Consider the following 19101-nt stretch of genomic DNA (forward strand, 5'->3'; position numbering starts at 1 on the left):
TGAACATTGCCTCTCGGTGGCGCACAGGCAGGCGTGTCCGGGCAGTCATGTACGTGAAGTCTGCAGTGTTGGGCATTCTCTCGGGCCTTTCCCGAGGGCGATCGAATACCGGCCTGATACCTTTGATATTGACGATTCCCGTTCTGGGCGGGAATTGCCACGATATGGCTCCCGCCCTCCGCAGGCGCTTCGGGGAGAACGTGGTCAAGGTCCGCCGCGAGGCAGCGCGGGACGGGGGCTCGTGCGGTGCTCGGTACGACCTCTGTGCCGAGCACTTCGCGTGTCAGCCGGCACGGGCTGGTGACGCGCAGGTAAACAGTCGTGGCCCGTTCCGGCCAGTGGCCTGAGCCGGTCGCGCAGGCCCTTGCCTCCGGAGGGCTGCGGTCGCTAGACAGCCTCCATGCAGCCGGAAGCACCTGCCAGGTCGCCCCGGACGTCGAGTGACGAGACCGACGCCGGGATGACTGCTCGGCCCGCGACGCCGGCCTCCGTCGAGCTCGTGGCGGATCCCCCCGAGTCCGCCGTCCGCGTGGCCGTGATCGAGCTGTTCGCGGCCAGGATCGCGGGCGCCTCGCCACGCGATCTGGCGCAGCGGTTCGACGCGGACGTAGACCTGACGGTCCGCAGCGGTGACGGCGAGCCGCCCTGGAGCAGCCGGGGATCCGGCCGTGCGCGAGCCGCCGAGCACTTCGCCCGGCTCCGCGAGACGGTCGATCTCGAGCAGTTCGATCTCGTGACCATCCGCGCCTCCGGTCGCCGGGCCGTGGTGACGGGTACGGTCCGGGTTACCGTCCGTGCGACGGGTCTGGGGGCGGCCGGCGCCTTCGTGCTCGACATCGCCGTCGCTCCCCACGGGCTGATCACGCGGTATCACCTGCTGGAGGACGGCTGGGCGGCCCGGGGCGCCGGTTGATCCGGCCCGGTCCGTCTGCTTGGGTCGGGCCATGGGACGGTGGATCGAGGCCGCGGACGGTGTGCTGGTGCGGCGGTACGCCGAGCTGGACCTCTCGGTCGGGCTCGTGGTGGGCGGCGAGTCGTGCCTGGTCGTGGACACGGGCGGGGATGCGGGGCAGGGTGCCGAGCTCGCCGCCGCCGTCCGCGAGGTGACGCCGCTGCCGTGGCAGGTGGTCCTGACCCACTCCCACTTCGACCACAGCTTCGGCACCGAGGCCTTCGCCCCCTGCGCCGTCTGGGCGCACCGCCGCTGCCGCGCCGACCTGGTGGCGACGGGCGAGCAACAGCGTGAGACCTGGGCACGGCGCTACCGCGAACGCGGCGAGCCGGAGGTCGCCGACCGCATCGCCGCCGTGCGCCCGGTCCTGCCCGACCACCTGGTCGACGACGGCGCCGAGCTGGACCTCGGTGGCCGCCGCGTCGAGCTGCGGCACTTCGGGCCCGCGCACTCCGACCACGACCTGGTGGTGCACGTCCCGGACGCGCGCGTGGTGTTCGCGGGCGACCTCGTGGAGCACGGGGCGCCGCCCCAGTTCGGTGACTCCTACCCTCAGGGCTGGCCGGCCGCGCTGGACGGCGTCCTCGCCCTGAGGGCGGCGACCGTCCTGCCCGGCCACGGCGACCCGGTGGGCCGCGACTTCGTCCGGACCCAGCGTGCCGAGCTGGCGCTGGTCGCGGAACTCTGCCGGGAGGTGGCCGCCGGCCGGCTCGGACGGGAGCAGGCCCTGGCCCGCTCGCCGTACCCGGAGGAGTTCATGGCGGCCGCGCTGGCGCGCTGAGGTCGCCTCAGGCGCCGGCCTCGAGGAGCGCCCGGCCCAGCGTGGTGGTGCTGTAGATGACGCGCCGGCCGTGCCGTTGGCGACCTACCAGTCCGTTGGCCCGCAGCACCGCGAGGTGCTGGGCGACGGCGCTGGGCGTCGTGCCCAGTTCCGTGGCGAGGTCCGTCGTGGTGGCAGGTGCGGTCAGGGCGTGGAGCAGGGCAGCCTTGCTCCGGCCGACGAGCCGGACGGTACCGTCGGGCGCGGGTGTCCTGTCGACGACCGTGTCGAGACGGGCTATCCCGTGACAGGGATAGCGCAGGGTCGTCCAGGTGGTGGTGTTGCGCTTCACGATCACTCGGTCCGGTCCGAGTGCCACAGGGAGCAGGACGAGTCCTCCGGGTGCGCTGGCAGCGTCGCGCCGGTCGGTCAGGACGGTCAGGCGGCCGTCGGACCAGTCGAGGTCCCGGTGCAGGTCGGCGAACAACCGAGTTGCGCCGCCAGAGGTGAGCTGCGCGGCGCGGTGGGCGATGTCTGTCTCCAGCACGGCACGGATTCGCGGCCAGTGCGGGAGCACGAGGCGGTCATGAGCCGCGCGGAGCTCTGCGGCCACCAGGGCGAGCCCTGCTGCTGGAGCATCGGCCAGCTCGCGGGCCGCGGGCGGTAGATCGTTCCCGAAGACGCGGTGCAGGCTTGCGACCACCTGCTGTGGTGTGGTCTGCCGCAAGGCGTCCAGGTCGTCGTCGATGCTGGTACGAGTGGTGGCTGGTGCCGGCAGGAGGAACTGAGGCCAGGACGGGCGGTCACTGACCACGAGCGGCCAGGTCGCCGCGAGCCGTAGCGGCCGCCGGGCCAGCTCGTCGCGGGCCCACCGCACCCACCCCCTGACCCGGGGAGCCGGCTCGGACCGGGCCAGCTGCTGCAGCCCGGAGATCGTCTCGGCCAGCGGCGAGACGGCGAACCGGGTACCCGCGAGGTCAGTCGTGCTGATCTCGATGCTCAGAGCCATGTCTCCATGATCATCGAGCCATGATGATCGACTCATGATGTAGCGCAGCGCTCAAACATGGTGCAGTGCCGGGCTTGCTCCCAGGCTGCGGGGCATGGCATCGACAGGGGACAGGCTGCCCGCCCGCTACTGGCGGCTGTGGTGGGCAGGAGCGATCGACAACGTCGGCAACGGCGCGCTGGTGACGGCGCTGCCGCTGCTCGCGGTCACCCTCACCGCCGATCCCCGGCTTGTGTCGATGGTCGCCGCGGCGAGCTTCGTCCCGTGGTTGTTGTTCGCGCTCCCGGCCGGGGCGATCGCGGACCGGTTCAGCCGGATCGCCGTGATGCGGTCAGCCCAGGCCTTCCAGGCGGTCGCGGTCACGGCCCTGGCGGTCCTGGTCGCCGCCGGAGCCATGGACGTCGTGGCGCTGATGGTCGCGGCATTCCTCGTCGGCGTCGGCCAGGTCGGCTACGGGATTGCGAGCCAGTCCGTGGTGCCGGAGATCGTCGAGCACCGGCTGTTGGGCCGGGCCAACGCCCGCCAGTACCTGGCCACGACCGTGGGGCAGAGCTTCATCGGGCCGCCCGTCGGAAGCCTCCTGTTCGGGCTGGCGATCGCCCTGCCGTTCGGGCTCGACGGGGCGGCCCTGGTCGTCTCCGCACTCCTGCTGGCGAGGCTGCGGGGCATGTCGCAGCCGCGCGGAGCCGTCCGGTCGGCAGGACCGGCGGTCATCGAGGGACTGCGCTGGCTCGTCGGCCACCGGTTGTTGCGGACCCTGGCTCTGCTGCTCGGGGTCAACACATTCTGCTTCCAGCTCGGTAACGTCACCCTGGTCCTGCTGGCGACCGGTGAGCTCGGTGTCGGCGTGGCCGGCTACGGCGTGCTCCTTGCTGTCGCCGCGGTCGGGAGTGTGCTCGGCGGCCTGCTGGCCGCCCGGCTCGTCACGGTGTTCGGGCAGATACCCGTGCTGATCGTGGCGCTGGCCGTGAACGCCGTCGTGTTCGTCCTCCTGGGGCTCAGCCCCGACGCGTGGATCCTTGCCGCGCTGCTTGCTCTCAGCGGTCTGGCCACGGCGGTCTGGAGCGTCCTGACGGTCACGCTCCGCCAGGAGCTGGTCCCGCTCGCCCTGCTCGGCCGGGTCAACAGCGTCTACCGGCTGCTCGGCTGGGGACTCATCCCGCTCGGTGCGCTGGCCGGGGGGCTGATTGCCCACGAGATCAGTGTTCGCGCCGGCTATCCGATCGCGGGAACCCTCCGGGCCGTCGCGCTGGTGGTCAGCCTGCCGCTCCTCCTGCGCGCCCACCGACAGGGACCGCGGCCGCAGTCGACCTGACTCGCGACCGGCTTCTCCGCTTTCCGACGAGTGGTAGCTGCGGGCTCGGGACCGCGAAATCTTCTGCGGTCGGAATGCTTCCTCGGGCAACTGCCGAGCCGTTTTCACCCGTAGGCTCGGCGCATGAGTCTGACGCCTCGCGAGCGATTCCAGATGATCCGCAAGATCGTGGAGCGCGTTCAGGACGGCGGGCTCTGGTCGACCACCAGTTTGCTCATCCTGCTTCAGCAGTACGGTTTGGAGTCGATCGATTCCCAGGGCGACTCGTCCAGCCGCGAGGCAGAGTTTGCCCGGATCGTCGGCAGAGCGACTGACGAGACGCTCATCGGGGTCTATGCAACAGTCCTGGACATCGACGAGGAGCAGGCGCTCTCCGGAGCCCTGGTCCCGGATGATCACGGACTGTGGAACGAGGGGCAGGTCCGTGTCTACCTCTCGCACTCCGCGACCGAGCGGGAGTTCGTCGCCGAGGTGTCGAACGAGCTGGCGGTCGTCGGCGTCCACGGCTTCGTCGCGCACGAGACGATGCAGATCGAGCGTCCTTGGCAGGCCCAGATCGAGGTCGCGCTGCGTACCGCCGAGGCGTTCGTCGGACTTGTGCACCCACGGTTCAACGAGAGCGCGTGGTGCCAGCAAGAGCTCGGCTGGGCGAACGGCAGAGGGCTGCCGTTCTTCCTGGTCAGGTTCGGCGCCAATCCGGACGGATTCGCGGCGTCGACCCAATGGCCCAGCGGAGCCAAGCGCTCGGCCGGGCAGGTCGCCCACGACATCCTCGCGTGGTTGGAGCGGACGACGGACTTCACCGACAGGATCGTCGAAGGCTTGATGAAGGCGCTCGAGATGGCTTCCGACTACTACTCGGCGGAGGCTGCGGCGAAGCGCGTCGTGGCACTGGGGAGCCTGACGGAGACCTCGTGGGAAGCCTTGGCGCGGGCGTTCTGGGCCAACGATCAGGTCCACGGGGGAGTGCTTCCCACGCGCGTGCTTCAGCCGTTCTTTCACAAGAACGGAAGGAGCTGGCCACCGCCGAAGCCGCTGCCGAAGCTCACTCCCAGGTCGGTGGACGTCAGGGCGACGGCCCTCTCGTCGGATCCGCTGTTCTAGTTGGTTGGTTTCAAGGGGTCAGCGGTCGTAGGTGGTGAGGTTGTGGCGGATGTCGGCTCCGGTGCTGCGGTGGTCAGGTGGGGTGGGTCCAGGAGAGGTCGGGGTGTCGGGACCGGGTGCGGGCTCGAGCAGGTGACCGGCTGGGTCGATTCGCCGGGCGTGGTTGGTGGGGTGGTGGGCTGGGTCGGTAGGCGATCGTGCCGTGGGTGGGGGTGGTGTGGCAGCCGATCTGGTAGCGGCTGCGTGGGGTGTGGCCGGGTGCGGGGCCGGTCATGCCGACCGCGGGGGTCCATGCCGGGGTCGTGGTGCGGTCACGGGCTGCGGCTGGGCTCGGAGTGTGGTCGGTCTCGCTGGCTGCTGGTCCGTTTTTGGGCGCACTGGGGTTCTGGCCTAGGTCCGTGCCGCTGACTGCTGTCACGCCGCGTAGTGATCCAGCGTCACGAACCTGTGTCGTGCTGCTGGCCCTGACCGGTGTCGGTGGTGGGGGTGCGATCGAGACATAGGTGTGCCCCGTGGGTGTGATGGTCTCGACGGCGTGCCGGCCGTCGAGGTGGGTGGTTTTCTGTGACCAGCCGGGTGCCTGCTTGGCGTGGTTGCATCTGGCGCATAGGCCCTGGCCGTTGTCGAGGCTGGTCGGGCCGCCGTCGGTGTGTGGGGTGACGTGGTCCAGGTGACGGATCGGGGCGTCACACCAGGGGCTCGCGCAGATCCCCTGCTCCCTGGCCCGCAAGAGGCTCGCTAGTCCCTGGGGGTGGAACCGGGACGTTGAGGTGGTCGCTACCAACCGTCCGTGGGGGTTGACGTAGATCGAGCGCAGCCACGCGGTGTCGGTGTCGATCGCATGCGCGGCCAGGTGGCGGGCGACCGGGGCCGGGACGGTGCCGACCCCTGCGGGGGCGCCTTCGAGGACCACGCCGGGCTGGTCACCACCGGCCAACAGCGTCTGGTCGGAGACGAGAAGGTTGATGGTGACCGGCACATCACCCGCGTGCCCGGGGTCGCGGCCGGTGGTGCGTTCGATGAGGGTGTCGGCCATGATCTGCCCCACCCCGCGTTCGTCCCCGCCCGCCTTGGCCGTCTCGGCGTGGGCCTTGAGCTGGGCGTAGGCCTGCACGCCCTGCGCCATGGGCACCAGGGCGGTGAGGTAGACCATCAGATCGGGGCGGGCCGCACCGAGACCCGCCGCTCAGTGACCGCCCTCGCGTTGCGGTTGACGCAGGCGTGCACGTCCAGCCGGGCGGCGAGTTCCTTGATGCGGGCGACCAGGCGGCGGGTGCCCATCCGGGCCAGCTCGGCCAGGTGCTGAGGTCCGCAGATCTCCTCATCGATCAGGGCGCGGTGTTCCAGGGACAGGTGGGAGGTCTCGCGGACCAGGAGCGTGGCGCGCCACGGGGACAGCACCCCGGCCTGCAGGGCGTTGAAGGTGTGGGGCATCTGCGTGACCCAGACCCGGGACGTGCTCACAAACCCGGCCCCTGCGTGCGGGCTCACCTGCAGGGCGGCACCGACCTGGTTCGGGACACCGCGTCCGCGCCGTTCGGCCCGGATGCTCTGCCGGCCCTCCTCGGCACGGGTTGCCTCGTCCAACGCGACCGTGAGCCGTGCCTGGGTCGCGGTGACCGTGTTCTTCACGGCCTCCAGCTCACCGAGCAGGTCGACCCACTCGGCCTGTACCGCACCGGAGACAAGAACACTGGGCCTGGTGTCAGTGGCTCCGGGCAGGATCATTCCTGCCAGCAGTTCCCGCACCGCCCGCACACCCGCCACGTCAACGACCCCGCCGGGCACAGACGCGGGCGCACCGGACGGCACGGTGCCACCGTGCTGCGGCGCGCCGTCGGGCAGCACCGATCGAGCAGGCTGTCCGCCTGCCGCCGTCAGCACCTCACCCGTTCGCGTCATGCCATCAACATATGGCACACCCGTTCGCATCGCTCGCCGAATCAACCCGATCTGCCAACAGCAGAATCGCCTGGTCGTCTGGGGGAAGCCCTTGGAGTTCGGCGGCCGGCGGCCCCGAACGGGCGGGCCGTCTCGTCGATCACGTCAGACGCTCGTCGCGGGGATGGAAACCTCAGGAACACCTGCACCAGCACAGCCCGCACCAGCACCGACCAGCGCCGAGCCGGACAGTACGAGGCCGAGACGGGTGCGCGTATCACCGGTGAGGCGAGCGGTCCCCAACAGCGCTGCGAGCCACACCCCCTGCGCGGTTCGCCCCTCCGCCCCTCCGCGCCACCGCCCCACCGCCCCACCGCCCCACCGCCCCACCGCCGCAGCCTGACCCCTACGACCACAGACCCCGTGGAATCAACGATCTAGCGGAAACCGTCGCCCCGAGGCGCCGGGCCCGACGACTCGCGCAGCACCAGCTCCGTCGGCAGCCTGATCTGCTCGGCGTCCTGGGTCGCGCGCCCGGCGAACTGGTCGATCAGGAGCTCGACGGCCAAGCGGCCGGCGTGCGCGCCCGGGCCGCCGAGGGTGGTCAGCGACGGGTGGACGAACTCGGAGGCGAAGATGTCGTCGAAGCCGACCACGCTGACGTCGTCGGGGACCCGGATGCCGCGCTGCGTCAGCCGGCGGATGATGCCGAACGCCAGCAGGTCGTTGTGGGCCACGATCGCCGTCGCCCCGGTGCGCAGCGCGCCGTCGGCCGCCGCGCCGCCGTTGGCGACGTTGGGGGTGTACGGGCCGACACGGTGCGCCGTCAGGCCGTGCTCCTCCGCCCCGGCGCTCAGGGCCGCCCAGCGCACCGCGCCCATCCAGGACCCCGGCGGCCCGGCGCAGTAGGTAAAGCTCTGGTGCCCCAGCGAGGCGAGGTGCTCCAGGATCTGCTGGCAGCCCGTGCCGACGGCCAGCGTCACGCTGGTCAGCCCCGCCAGCTCGCGGTTGAGCAGCACCACACGGTGCTTCTCCGCCAGGGTGACCAGCGCGTCGTCGGCGAGCCTGCTGGCCGCCAGGACGAAGCCGTCCACGGTGGGTGACAGGTCGCGGACCTGGTTCTCCTCGATGCGCTGCGACTCCTCGGCGTTGACGATCACGAGCGTGACGTCGGCCGCCTTGGCGCGCTGCTCCGCGCCGCGGATGAGCTCGAAGAAGTGTGGGTTGGTGATGTCCGACAGGACCATCGCGATGGTCCGGTGCCGTCCGCCCGGCAGCGCCCGGTTCTGCGGGCTGTGCTCGTAGCCCAGCTCGGCGGCCGCGGCGTGCACCCGTTGCCGGGTCGCCTCGTTGACCCGGCCGGGCTTGTTGAAGGTGCGGGAGACCGTCGACGCGGCCACGCCCGCCGCCTTCGCGACGTCGTAGATCGTGGGCTGCACCTGGGCATCTAGCCATATCGCTGGCAACTTTGGCAACTGCTTGCACAACTTGCCAGGCAGTTTCTAGGGTCGCCGCAGCTACGACGCCGCACACCGACGTGCGGCGACGACCGCGCCGCACACCGACGTGCCGTGCCGGACGGAAGGGGATCGTCCCGATGTACGTGAACCACGCATGAAGCAAGGCATCAACCGTCTCGTCAAGCTGCTCACCGGGGTGGAGCTGGCCATCGCGTGCCTGGCCACCGTGCTGATCTTCGTGCTCATCCTGTTCCAGGCGGCGCAGCGCTACCTGCCCGTGCCGCAGATCGTGTGGGCGGGCGAGCTGTCGCAGTTCGGGCTGATCTGGCTGACGTTCGTCGCGGCCGGCGTGCTGGTCACCCGCAACGGCCACATCGCCGTCCAGCTCATCGACAACTTCGGCGGCCCCGTCGTGGCGCGCGTGGTGCAGACCCTCGCGATGGCCCTGGTCGCCGTCATCTCCGCGGCCTTCACCTGGGCGTGCTGGGAGCTCGTGCACTCCGCGGGCTTCCTCACCTCGCCCGCGCTGGGGCTCCCGATGTCGTGGGTCTACGTGATCGCGCTCGTCGGCCTGGTGAGCGCGACCGTCCGCGCGGCCGTGAGCGCGGTGCAGATCGCCCGGTTCGGCCCCCCGCCGCCCGACCACGACGACCCGGCGCTCGCGCCGGGGCCGCTCGCCGGCGTGGCAGGGCTCGCCGGCCCGGAAGGGCTCACCGGCGCGGCAGGGGAGGCGTCGCGATGACCTCCCTCCTGCTGCTGATCACGATCATGGTGCTGCTGACCCTCCGCGTCCCCGTCGCGTTCGCGTTCCTCGGGCCCGGCCTGGGCTACCTGCTCGTCGAGGGCCAGTCGCTCGGCCTGCCGATGCGCCTGGTCGCCGACGCCACCGGCAACTTCGTGCTGCTGGCCATCCCGCTGTTCATCCTGCTCGGCGTGGTCGCCAACCACGCGGGCATCGCGGACCGGCTGTTCGACTTCGCGCTCGCGCTGTTCGGCCGGGTCCGCGGCGGGCTCGGCTACGTGAGCGTCGGCGTCAGCCTCGGCTTCTCCTGGATGAGCGGCTCGGCGGTGGCGGACGCCGCCGCGCTGAGCAAGGTCGAGATCCCGCCGATGCTGCGCGCCGGCTACTCCCGGCGGTTCGGCCTCGGCGTCGTCGGCGCGTCCGCGCTCATCGCGCCGGTCATGCCGCCGAGCATCCCTGCGGTCATCTTCGCGGGGCTGGCGACCGTCTCGACCGGGGCGCTGTTCGCGGCGTCCGTGGTGCCGGCCCTCCTCATGGTGGTCGGCCTCTGCGTGGTGGTGTTCCTGCTGGTGCGCCGCCAGCCCGGCATCCGGCACGTCGGGTTCTCCTGGGCGCGCGTGGCCGAGACCGGCAAGCGGGTCGTGCTTCCCCTCGGGGCGCCGGTGGTCATCCTCGGCGGCATCCTGGGCGGCCTCTTCACGCCGACCGAGGCCGCGGCCGTCGGCGCCGCCTACATGATGGTGCTCGGCTTCGCCTACCGCAGGCTCACGGTGAGCGACCTGCCCAAGATCTTCGTCGAGACGGTGCTGACCACGGCGGCGATCATGCTGATCGTCTCGTCCGCCGCGCTGCTCGGGTACGTGCTGGCCCTGGAACGGGTACCCCAGGCGCTGGCCCAGCTCGTGCTCGGGATCACCGACGACGGCACCGTGTTCCTGCTGCTGGTGCTGCTCCTGATGCTGGTGCTCGGCACGGTGGGCGACGCGACGCCCATCCTGGTGCTCGTCGTGCCCATCCTCATGCCGATCGCCACCGCCCTTGGCGTCGACCCGCTCGTGCTCGGCGTCGTGATGATCATCTCGCTGATGATCGGGCTGCTCACGCCACCGGTCGGCACGGTCCTGTTCGTCCTCAGCTCGACCCAGAAGGTGCCGGTCGCCGAGGTGTTCTGGGGCACCCTCCCGTTCATGGTGCCGCTGACCCTGTGCTGCGTGCTGATCATCTTCTTCCCCGGCCTCGCCACCTGGCTGCCGGCCCAGCTCGGCCTCTGAACCGAAAGGACTCCCTCATGAACGTTCGTCGCACCACCGCCGCGAGCGCGGCCGTGGCCCTGCCCCTCGCCCTGCTGACCGCCTGCGGCGGCACCGGCAACGGGCCCGACGCCGCCGCCGGAGGCGGCCAGGTCGAGCTGACGCTCGCCCACAGCTACACCGAGGACCAGCCGCAGCACGTCTGCGGCGCCCAGGTCATCAAGGAGGAGGCCGAGGCGGCGGACGTCGGTATCACCGTCGAGATCTACCCCAACAGCCAGCTCGGCGGCGACGCCGACCGGATCGCGTCCGTGCAGGCCAGCGACGTGGACATCGACATCCAGGGCGCCTCGGCGCTCGCCGCCGTCTACGAGCCGGCCGGTGTGGTCGACGCGGCCTACGTGTTCGACGACGCCGCCCACCTGGACCGGTTCTTCGCCGACGGCTCGGCCGACCAGCTCGAGCAGGACTTCAAGGAGGCCTCCGGCGGTGTGTCGATCCTCGGCGCCTGGTCGGCCGGGGCGCGGCAGTTCACCGCGGACCGGGCGATCCGTGAGCCCGCGGACCTCGACGGCCTGCGGATGCGGTTCCCGGGCTCGGCGCAGCACCTGCGCAACGCCCAGGCCCTCGGCGCCCAGGCGACCGAGGTCGCCTACGAGGAGCTCTACCTGGCCCTGCAGCAGGGGGTCGTGGACGGGCAGGAGAACCCGATCACCAACATCCACGCCAGCAACCTCGTCGAGGTGCAGGACTACCTGAGCCTGTCGGACCACGGGCAGAACTCGAACCTCATCGTGGCCGCGCCGTCGTACGACGCCGAGCTGGACGACGACCAGCGTGCCGCCCTGGCCGCGGCCGTCGCGGCCGCCGTCGAGCAGATGCCCGGCTGCGTCGAGGAGGCCGAGCAGGAGATCCTCGACACCTGGGAGCAGGAGGGCGCCGTCGAGATCGTCGACGACGTGGACCAGGAGGCCTTCGCGCAGCAGACCGACACCTGGTTCCGGGAGAACCTCGAGGGCGACTCGCTCGTGGTCTACGAGGCCATCCGGGGCTCCGCACGGTGACGCGGCCGGCCCGCCGGTACCGGGTGGCGCTCCTGGGGAACGGCATCCGGGCGTCGCTGTCGCCCGCGCTGCACATGGAGGAGGCGCGGCACCTCGGCCTCGACTACGAGTACCGCACGGTGGACCTCATCGACCGCACCGCCGTGGACCTCGGCGCCGAGCTCGGCCGGCTGGAGGACGCCGGCTACGCCGCCACCAACGTGACCCACCCGTACAAGCAGACCGTGCTGGACCACGTGACGGACCTCAGCCCGACCGTGCGCCGGCTCGGTTCCGCCAACCTGGTGCTGTTCGGCGCGGGCCGGCGCACCGCGCACAACACCGACTGCCCCGGGTTCCGCGGCGCCCTCGCGACGTTCCTCGCCGCCGGCGGCGCCGCGGGCACCGTGCTACCGACAGGCACCGTTCTCCGGACAGGCACCGTGCTCCAGGTCGGCGCCGGGGGAGCGGGCCTCGCCACGGTCGCGGCGCTGCTCGACCTGGGGTTCCGCACCGTCGTCGTGCACGACGCCGTCCCGGCGGCGGTCGCGACCCTGCTCGACCGGTTCGCCCCGGTGACCTCGCCCCGCCTCCTGCCCAGCGGCGGCACGCTCGACACCTGGCTGCCGCGGGTCGACGGCGTCGTGCACGTCACCCCGGTCGGCATGGCCGAGCACCCCGGGGTCGCCTTCGAGGTCGACCGGCTCGACCCCGCGGCCTGGGTGGCCGAGGTGGTCTACCGGCCCCTGGAGACCGAGCTGCTGCGCCGCGCGCGGGCGCGCGGCCTGGCGACGCTCGACGGCGGCGGGATGGCCGTGGGCCAGGCCGTCGAGAGCCTCCGGCTGATCACCGGCCTCGAACCCGACACCGCGCGCATGCACGCCCACTTCCGTCGGCTCGTCGCCGGACCCGACACCCTCGCCGGACCCGACCCTCTGGAGGCCTGACATGCGCAAGTCCATCGCGACGGTCTGCCTCAGCGGCAGCCTGGAGGACAAGCTCCACGCCTGCGCCGACGCCGGGTTCGACGGCATCGAGATCTTCGAGCCCGACCTGGTGGTCACCGACCGCAGCCCCGAGGAGATCCGGGCGCTCGCGGACCGGCTCGGCCTGAGCCTCGACCTGTACCAGCCGTTCCGCGACTTCGAGGGCGTGCGCCCGGACCAGCTCGAGGACAACCTGCGCCGGGCCCGGGCGCGCTTCGAGACCATGCGGCGGCTCGGCGTCGACACCGTGCTGGTCTGCAGCAACGTGGCCACCGCCACCACCGGCTCCGACGAGGTGGCGGCCGAGCAGCTGCGCCGGCTGGGCGACCTCGCGGCGTCGTACGGCGTCCGGGTGGCCTACGAGGCGCTCGCCTGGGGGCGCTACGTGGACGACTACCGGCGGTCCTGGGAGATCGCGCGGCTCGCCGACCACGAGGCGGTCGGGGTGTGCCTGGACAGCTTCCACATCCTCTCGCGCGGCCACGACCCGGCGGCGATCGAGGAGATCCCGGGGGACAAGATCTTCTTCGCCCAGCTCGCGGACGCCCCGGCGCTCACCCTGGACGTGCTCTCCTGGAGCAGGCACCACCGGCTGTTCCCCGGGGAGGGCGCCTGGGACCTCGGCCGGTTCGTCACCCATCTCGTCCGCGCGGGGTACCGGGGGCCGCTGTCGCTGGAGGTCTTCAACGACGTCTTCCGGCAGACCGACACCGGCCGGACCGCCCAGCACGCCCTGCGCTCCCTCGTCTGGCTCGAGGACCGCGCGGCCCGGCTCCTGGCCGAGGAGGGCGGCGGCGAGGTCGGGGCCGCGCTCGACCGGATCGCCGACGTGGACGAGCCCACCGGCTACGACTACGTGGAGATCAAGGCCGAGGACACCGGCGAGGTCGAGGTGGTGCTCGACCAGCTCGGCCTGTCCTTCCGGGGCCAGCACCGGACCAAGCCCGTGCGGCTGTGGTCGGCCGGCCAGGCGCGGATCGTTCTCAACGAGCAGCACGCCCGCGACCTGGAGCCGCACCTGGCGGGGGTCGGCCTGGGCGTGGCCGACGCGGCGGCGGCGAGCGACCGGGCCCGCGCCCTGGCCGTGCGGGCGGTGCCGCGCCGGACCCAGGCCGGGGAGCTGGACCTGGCCGGGTTCGTCGCGCCCAGCGGGCTGGAGGTGTTCCTCAACGACCGGCGCACCGAGACCCGCTCCGGCGTCGAGCCGGCGTGGGCCGCGGAGTTCGACCACGGCCGTCCCGGTCACACCCGGGAGATCGCCGGCATCGATCACGTCAACGTCTCGCACGGCTGGGACGCGCACGACGAGGCGGTGCTCTTCTACACCAGCGTGCTGGGCCTGCAGAAGCCGACGGCGACGGAGGCGGCGGGTCCCCAGGGGCTGGTCCGCAGCCAGGTCATGCGCACGGGCAGCGGTGGCGTGCGGATCTCGCTCAACGTCGCGCCGCTCGACGTCTCCCACCCCCAGCACATCGCGCTGGCCTGCACCGACATCTTCGCGGTCGCCCGCCGGGCGGAGGACCGCGGGCTGCCGCGCGTGCCCGTGCCGGACAACTACTACGACGACCTGCGGGCCCGGTTCGGGCTCGACGACGCGACGCTCGGCCGCCTGCGCGACCACCAGCTCATGTACGACCGCTCCGCGGCGGGCGAGTTCTGGCACTTCTACACGCCGCGGGTCGGCAGCGTGTGCTTCGAGGTGCTCCAGCGGACCGGCGGGTACGACGTCTACGCGGGGGACAACACCCCGGTGCTGCTCGCGGCCCAGGACCGGCTGGACCGGGCGTCGCGACGAGGGTGATCGCCGGCCCGACCGGTCAGCGCCAGTCCTCGTCGGCCGACAGCACCGACGAGATGTCGTACTCCTGCTCGCGCTGGATGGGCGGGGCGTCGGTGAGCCACTGCTGGACCGCGAACCGGGCGACGACCTCGTCCCGGGTGATCCCGGTCTCGCCGAACCTGCCGTCGACCCACGGGGTCCACGACCACAGGTGGATCCGTTCGTCGCCGAGGTCCTCCATCATGAGGCGGTGGTTGTCGCTGGCCACCAGCATGGCGCCGACCAGGCGGTTGTAGTTCTCGACGGTGACGAGGTCCACCAGGCCGAGGTCGATCTGGTCGGCCGCGGTGGTGCGCAGGATTTCCTTCGCGGAAGGCATGGACACTCCTTGGGCTGGTCGGGGCTCTTGAGGCGTTGACGGGCGGCTCATACGGCGATCCCGCGGGAGACGTAGCCGTCGATGAAGGTGCGTTGCATGGTCAGGAACAGCACGACGACGGGCAGGGCCATGATCAGCCCGGCCGCGCTGACCAGGGACCAGTCGGTGGTGAATCCCTGCTGGAACGAGTAGAGCGACAGCGCGACGGGCTGGAAGTCGCGGTCCTGGATGAAGGTGACGGCGAGCATGAACTCGTTGTAGGCCTGCAGCCCGGACACGAGGGCGGCGGTCAGCACCGCGGGCCGGATCATGGGCAGCACGATGCGGGCGAACACGCCCAGCTCGCCGGCGCCGTCCAGGCGGGCCGCCTCCTCGTACTCCCGGGGCATGCCGATCAGGAACGCCCGCACGAGCAGGGTGGCGAACGGGCTGTACACGGCCCAGTAGATGATGATCAGGCCGACGGGCTGGTTGTAGAGGCCCAGCGTGGACCACCAGCTCACGAGCGGTACCAGGAAGAGCTGGATCGGCAGCGACGAGGACACCAGCAGCCACAGGATCCACCCGCCCCCGCCGGGGAGGTCCAGGCGGGTCATGGCGTAGGCGGCCATGGTGGCGACGACGGCCACGCCTGCCGCGGTGGCCACCGCGATGACCAGGCTGTTCAGGAGCGCGCCCCCCATGTGGGCGCGCTCCCAGGCCACGGCGAAGTTGCTCCAGCTCCAGGACTGCGGAAGACCGAGCGGGTTGCTGTCGATCTCGCGGGCGGACTTGAGCGAGTTCGAGGCGAACACGAGCAGCGGGCCCAGCGCGTAGACACCGAGCAGCCCGAGGACGATCCAGGTGACGGGCTGCCCCCTGCGGGCGGTGCTGACCATCAGATGTCCCATCGCAGTCGTCGGCGCAGCGCGAGATAGCCGAGCACGGTCGCGGCGCTGATGGCCGAGAGCAGCATCGCGACGGCCGAGGCGTACCCGTGGCGCTGGTTCTGGAAGGCCTCGCGGTAGAGCACCGTGCTGAGCACGTCGGTGGAGCCGGCCGGACCGCCCTGCGTCAGCACGTAGACGTAGTCGAAGACGAGGAACGACCAGATCACGGTCATCAGGCCCAGGAAGACGAGGGTCGGCCGGATCATCGGCAGCGTGATGTGCCAGAACTCGCGCACCGGCCCGGCGCCGTCGAGCCGCACGGCCTCGTAGAGGGCCGGGTCCACCGACTGCATCGAGGCCAGGAAGATCACCAGCAGGAAGCCCCACCACTGCCACGTGTTCACGAAGGCCACCGAGCCGAGGGCGAGCGATGGGTTGCCGAGGAAGTTCACGTCGGCCAGGAACGGGATGCCCAGGGTCGCCAGGGCGGCGCCGATCCCGCCGTCCGGGTCCATGATCTGGCGCCAGACGGCGGCGGAGACCACGGTGGCCAGCACGTACGGGATGAAGTACAGGACGCGGAAGAACGTCTGGTGACGGCGCAGCCGGGACAGCAGGAACGCGCCGACCAGCGCCATCGTCATCGGGACCACCAGGAAGAACAGGGTCCACACGACGTTGTGCACCAGCGCGCCGCCGACCGCGCCGGACCGGAGCATCTCGGCGTAGTTCGCCAGACCCACGAACCGGGGCGTGCTCAGCCCGTCCCAGTCGGTGAACGAGTAGTAGACGGAGGCCAGACCCGGCCCCGTGATCACGAGGAGGTTGACCACGAGCAGCGGCGCCACGAACACCCAGGCGAGCAGCCGGCGCTGCCTCCTGGCCCCCAGCGGCCGGCCCCGGGGGGCCGGCCGCGGTCCGCGACGCACCGGGGCCGCCGCCAGCGCGGTCCCGGTGGTCGCCGTCTCGGTGGTCACCCGTCAGTCCCCGGTCTGGGGGGTGAACGGGGTCAGGGTGGCACCGGCCTCGAACTCCTCGTCGAACACGTCCTGCATCCCTGACAGGTACTCGTCCGCGGTGCTGTCACCGGTCACGACCTTGTCGAACTCGGTGATCAGGTAGGAGTCGGTCTTGGGCGGGAAGAACGTCCAGGTCGCGTAGCCCACGTTGGTCGACTCGGGGATCTGGCTGTAGAGCTGGACCGTGCGCTCGTCGACCTCCTCGGGGAACTGGTCGGCGCTCACCGCCAGCGGCGGCGGGTTCTCGCCCGTGCGTGCCGTGTAGGACAGCGCCCGGTCGACGTCGCCGGCCACGTGGTCGATGAACGACGCCGCGGCGTCGGGGTCGGCCGAGTCGGCGCTGACCGACAGCGCGGTGCCGATCGCCAGGGGGAACACGCCGGGCTCGACCGAGTCGCTCAGCGACGGCAGCGGCGCCCAGCCCCACGTCGACGGGTCCTCGAACACCTCGGAGAGCGAGTTGAACGACCACGTGCCGCTCAGGTACATGGCGGTGGTCCCGTTGGCCAGGCCGGTCACGTTCGCGGTGTCGTCGGTGGTGAAGTAGGACTCCGCACCGCCGGCCAGCCAGCCCTTGTCGATCCAGTCCTGGATCAGCTCGATCGCCGCGACGAACTCCGGGTCGGTGAACGAGGCCTCGCCCGTCAGCACGTCGTGGATCTTCTCGGGCCCGACCGCCGCGTTGAGGACGGCCGTCACCAGCCACTCGCTCATGCCCTGGTAGCCGGCGTTGCCGCCGCCGAGCGGCACCATGCCCGCCTCGTCCGCCTCCTGGGCGACCTTCTCGAACTCCGCCAGCGTGGTCGGCGGGGTCCAGCCGTGCTCCTCGAAGACCTCGGTGTTGTAGTACAGGACCATCGACCCGTAGCTGGCCGGGACCGACGAGACCTTGCCGTCGACGGTGCTGAGCTCGTAGGCCCAGGGCAGGAACGTGTCCTCCCAGCCGTACTCCTGCGCGTACTCGTCCAGCGGGATCGTCCGGTCCGCGCGGGCGAAGTCGGAGGCCGACGACGGGCCGTCCGAGTACACGATGTCGGGGGCCTGGCCGGCCGAGACCGCGGTGTCGGTGAGCTGGCCGATCGTGGTCAGCTCCTTGACCTCCATGTCGACCTGCACGTCGCTGTCGGCGTTGAACGAGTCGACGAAGATCTCCTGGAACGCCTCCTCGGTGGTCGGCGCGTAGAACGCGCCCCAGTAGGTGACCTCGCCGCCGCTGCCGCTGCTGCCGCCGCCGCTCACGCAGCCGGCCAGGGCGACCGATACCGCGGCGGCGAAGCCGACAGGGGCCAGTACGTGCTTGGTGATTCTCAAGGTTCTCGTGTCTCTCTCGCGAGGGTGGATGGAGCCAGGCGGATAGAGCAGGTGGAACGAACTGCGGAGGTGCGGTCAGGTCGAGTCGCGAACGACGAGGCGGTTGGACAGGCCCACGGCGCGGGTCACCTCGGTGACCTCGCCGTCGAGCCGCTCCAGCAGCAGGCGCGCGCACGCGCGCCCGATCTCACGGGCGGGGTTCTCGATGGTCGTCAGCGGCGGGTTGACCAGGGACGCCGCGTCGATGTCGTCGTAACCGGTCAGGGCCACGTCCTCGGGCACGCGCAGCCCGCGGGCCCTGGTCACGTCGAGCACGCCGATGGCGATCAGGTCGTTGGCCGCGACGATCGCGTCGGGCCTCTCGTCGCGGTCCAGCAGCGCGGCGGCGCCGTCGCGCCCGCCCTGGCGCGTGTACCGCGTGAACACCACGTCGTCGTCCCGCAGCGGCAGGCCCGCCTCGCGCAGGGCGGCCCGGTACCCCTCCAGGCGCTGCTGGGTGGGGATCACCGACTCCTCGCCGCCGAGGAAGGCGATGCGCCGCCGTCCGCGGGCGATCAGGTGCGCGGTGACCTCGCGGGCGCCGCGGACGTCGTCGCTGTGCACGTAGTCACCGCCGCCCGGTGGCTCCTCACCCAGCGTGACGAACGGGATCCCGGCGTCGTGCAGCTCGGCGAGGCCGGCCGCGGGGATGCCGAACGGCGCGGCGACCATGGCGTCGACGCGGCGCGACAGGAGGCGGTGGATGGCGCTGGCCGACCGGTCCATGCCGCTGGCGTCGGTGACGGTCAGCAGGATGTCGCGGGGTACGAGCACGTCCTGCATGCCGGCGGCCACCAGCGGGTAGAAGGGGTTCTCCAGGGTGGGGACGATCAGGGCGATCGTGCCGGTGCGCCCGCCGCGGAGCTGGGACGCGCCGGGGTGGGCGCGGTACCCGAGGTGGGTGATCGCGGCCTCCACCCGGGCCCGGGTCGCCGCCGAGACGGGCCGGTTGCCGGAGACGACCTGCGAGACCGTCGACATGCTCACGCCCGCGACCTCGGCCACCTCGCGTATTCCGACCATCACCCGCTCCTCGTCGACCCGTCGTTCGCCTCAGCATGCGCAAAAGGTTTTGGAGTAGCATCCTGCAAAGTCACCCTGTGATGCAAGACACAAGCGCAAATAGGTGCGCAAACACCTCGGCGCCACGCATGCTCAGCCTGCTTGCTGCATGCAAAACGTTGCGTTCTGCGGCAACGAAG

The 19101-nt window shown here is 71.4% G+C and carries 16 protein-coding genes and 1 pseudogene; 9 read left to right on the forward strand and 8 right to left on the reverse strand.

Translation table 11 applies throughout. The features are described 5' to 3' along the window. Positions 1-460: 460 nt before the first annotated feature. Both QRN56_RS06440 and QRN56_RS06445 read left to right on the forward strand, forming a co-directional pair. Complete coding sequence (locus QRN56_RS06440; protein ID WP_285101976.1) at positions 461-913, forward strand: nuclear transport factor 2 family protein; 453 nt, start codon at positions 461-463, stop codon at positions 911-913. Between the two features lie 31 nt (positions 914-944). Next, on the forward strand, positions 945-1733 hold the full coding sequence (locus QRN56_RS06445; RefSeq protein ID WP_285101977.1) for an MBL fold metallo-hydrolase: 789 nt from the start codon (positions 945-947) through the stop codon (positions 1731-1733). Between the two features lie 7 nt (positions 1734-1740). On the opposite strand, the gene QRN56_RS06450 is transcribed toward QRN56_RS06445, so the two are convergent. Then, positions 1741-2721, reverse strand: coding sequence for an ArsR/SmtB family transcription factor (locus QRN56_RS06450; protein WP_285101978.1), 981 nt, complete (start codon positions 2719-2721; stop codon positions 1741-1743). 94 nt (positions 2722-2815) lie between these two features. Between QRN56_RS06450 and QRN56_RS06455 the strand changes: the two genes are divergently transcribed. Beyond that, positions 2816-4036, forward strand: coding sequence for an MFS transporter (locus QRN56_RS06455; RefSeq protein ID WP_285101979.1), 1221 nt, complete (start codon positions 2816-2818; stop codon positions 4034-4036). 123 nt (positions 4037-4159) lie between these two features. Next, entirely contained in the window at positions 4160-5140 is a 981-nt protein-coding gene (locus tag QRN56_RS06460; protein ID WP_285101980.1) for a toll/interleukin-1 receptor domain-containing protein, read from the forward strand. A gap of 73 nt (positions 5141-5213) precedes the next feature. Here QRN56_RS06460 and QRN56_RS06465 read toward each other — a convergent pair. Then, positions 5214-6868 (reverse strand): annotated as a pseudogene (locus QRN56_RS06465) (HNH endonuclease). A 590-nt stretch (positions 6869-7458) separates the two neighbouring features. Beyond that, positions 7459-8460, reverse strand: a complete 1002-nt coding sequence (locus tag QRN56_RS06470) for a LacI family DNA-binding transcriptional regulator (protein ID WP_285101981.1) — start codon at positions 8458-8460, stop codon at positions 7459-7461. A gap of 175 nt (positions 8461-8635) precedes the next feature. Between QRN56_RS06470 and QRN56_RS06475 the strand changes: the two genes are divergently transcribed. Genes QRN56_RS06475 through QRN56_RS06495 form a run of 5 tightly spaced genes read left to right on the forward strand, consistent with a single transcriptional unit; the run spans position 8636 to position 14303 of the window. After that, the gene (locus QRN56_RS06475; protein ID WP_285101982.1) at positions 8636-9223 is read left to right on the forward strand and encodes a TRAP transporter small permease; all 588 of its coding nucleotides are present in this window, start codon (positions 8636-8638) and stop codon (positions 9221-9223) included. After that, the gene (locus QRN56_RS06480) at positions 9220-10494 is read left to right on the forward strand and encodes a TRAP transporter large permease (protein ID WP_285101983.1); all 1275 of its coding nucleotides are present in this window, start codon (positions 9220-9222) and stop codon (positions 10492-10494) included. Before QRN56_RS06475 ends, QRN56_RS06480 begins: the two co-directional genes overlap by 4 nt. Before the next feature lie 17 nt (positions 10495-10511). Continuing rightward, positions 10512-11537 carry a DctP family TRAP transporter solute-binding subunit gene (locus QRN56_RS06485; RefSeq protein ID WP_285101984.1) on the forward strand — a complete coding sequence of 342 codons (1026 nt, stop codon included), beginning with the start codon at positions 10512-10514 and terminating at the stop codon, positions 11535-11537. Next, positions 11534-12463, forward strand: coding sequence for a shikimate dehydrogenase (locus QRN56_RS06490; protein ID WP_285101985.1), 930 nt, complete (start codon positions 11534-11536; stop codon positions 12461-12463). The genes QRN56_RS06485 and QRN56_RS06490 overlap by 4 nt, the downstream gene beginning before the upstream one ends. 1 nt (position 12464) lies before the next feature. Continuing rightward, on the forward strand, positions 12465-14303 hold the full coding sequence (locus QRN56_RS06495; protein WP_285101986.1) for a sugar phosphate isomerase/epimerase and 4-hydroxyphenylpyruvate domain-containing protein: 1839 nt from the start codon (positions 12465-12467) through the stop codon (positions 14301-14303). 16 nt (positions 14304-14319) lie between these two features. Here QRN56_RS06495 and QRN56_RS06500 read toward each other — a convergent pair whose 3' ends face one another. The 5 genes from QRN56_RS06500 to QRN56_RS06520 form a co-directional block, all read right to left on the reverse strand. Next, the gene (locus QRN56_RS06500; RefSeq protein WP_285101987.1) at positions 14320-14661 is read right to left on the reverse strand and encodes a hypothetical protein; all 342 of its coding nucleotides are present in this window, start codon (positions 14659-14661) and stop codon (positions 14320-14322) included. Positions 14662-14708: 47 nt separating this feature from the next. Next, on the reverse strand, positions 14709-15539 hold the full coding sequence (locus tag QRN56_RS06505; RefSeq protein WP_285101988.1) for a carbohydrate ABC transporter permease: 831 nt from the start codon (positions 15537-15539) through the stop codon (positions 14709-14711). Beyond that, complete coding sequence (locus QRN56_RS06510) at positions 15539-16507, reverse strand: carbohydrate ABC transporter permease (protein ID WP_285101989.1); 969 nt, start codon at positions 16505-16507, stop codon at positions 15539-15541. The genes QRN56_RS06505 and QRN56_RS06510 overlap by 1 nt, the downstream gene beginning before the upstream one ends. Positions 16508-16510: 3 nt before the next feature. Beyond that, positions 16511-17860: an ABC transporter substrate-binding protein gene (locus tag QRN56_RS06515; RefSeq protein ID WP_285101990.1), complete on the reverse strand. Its 1350-nt coding sequence runs from the start codon at positions 17858-17860 to the stop codon at positions 16511-16513. Between the two features lie 75 nt (positions 17861-17935). Then, positions 17936-18922 (reverse strand): LacI family DNA-binding transcriptional regulator, encoded by a 987-nt coding sequence (locus QRN56_RS06520; protein WP_285101991.1) that lies wholly within the window; start codon positions 18920-18922, stop codon positions 17936-17938. Positions 18923-19101 lie beyond the last annotated feature (179 nt).

The sequence above is a fragment of the Promicromonospora sp. MEB111 genome, assembly GCF_030209445.1.
In the GTDB taxonomy this organism is placed as follows: domain Bacteria; phylum Actinomycetota; class Actinomycetes; order Actinomycetales; family Cellulomonadaceae; genus Promicromonospora.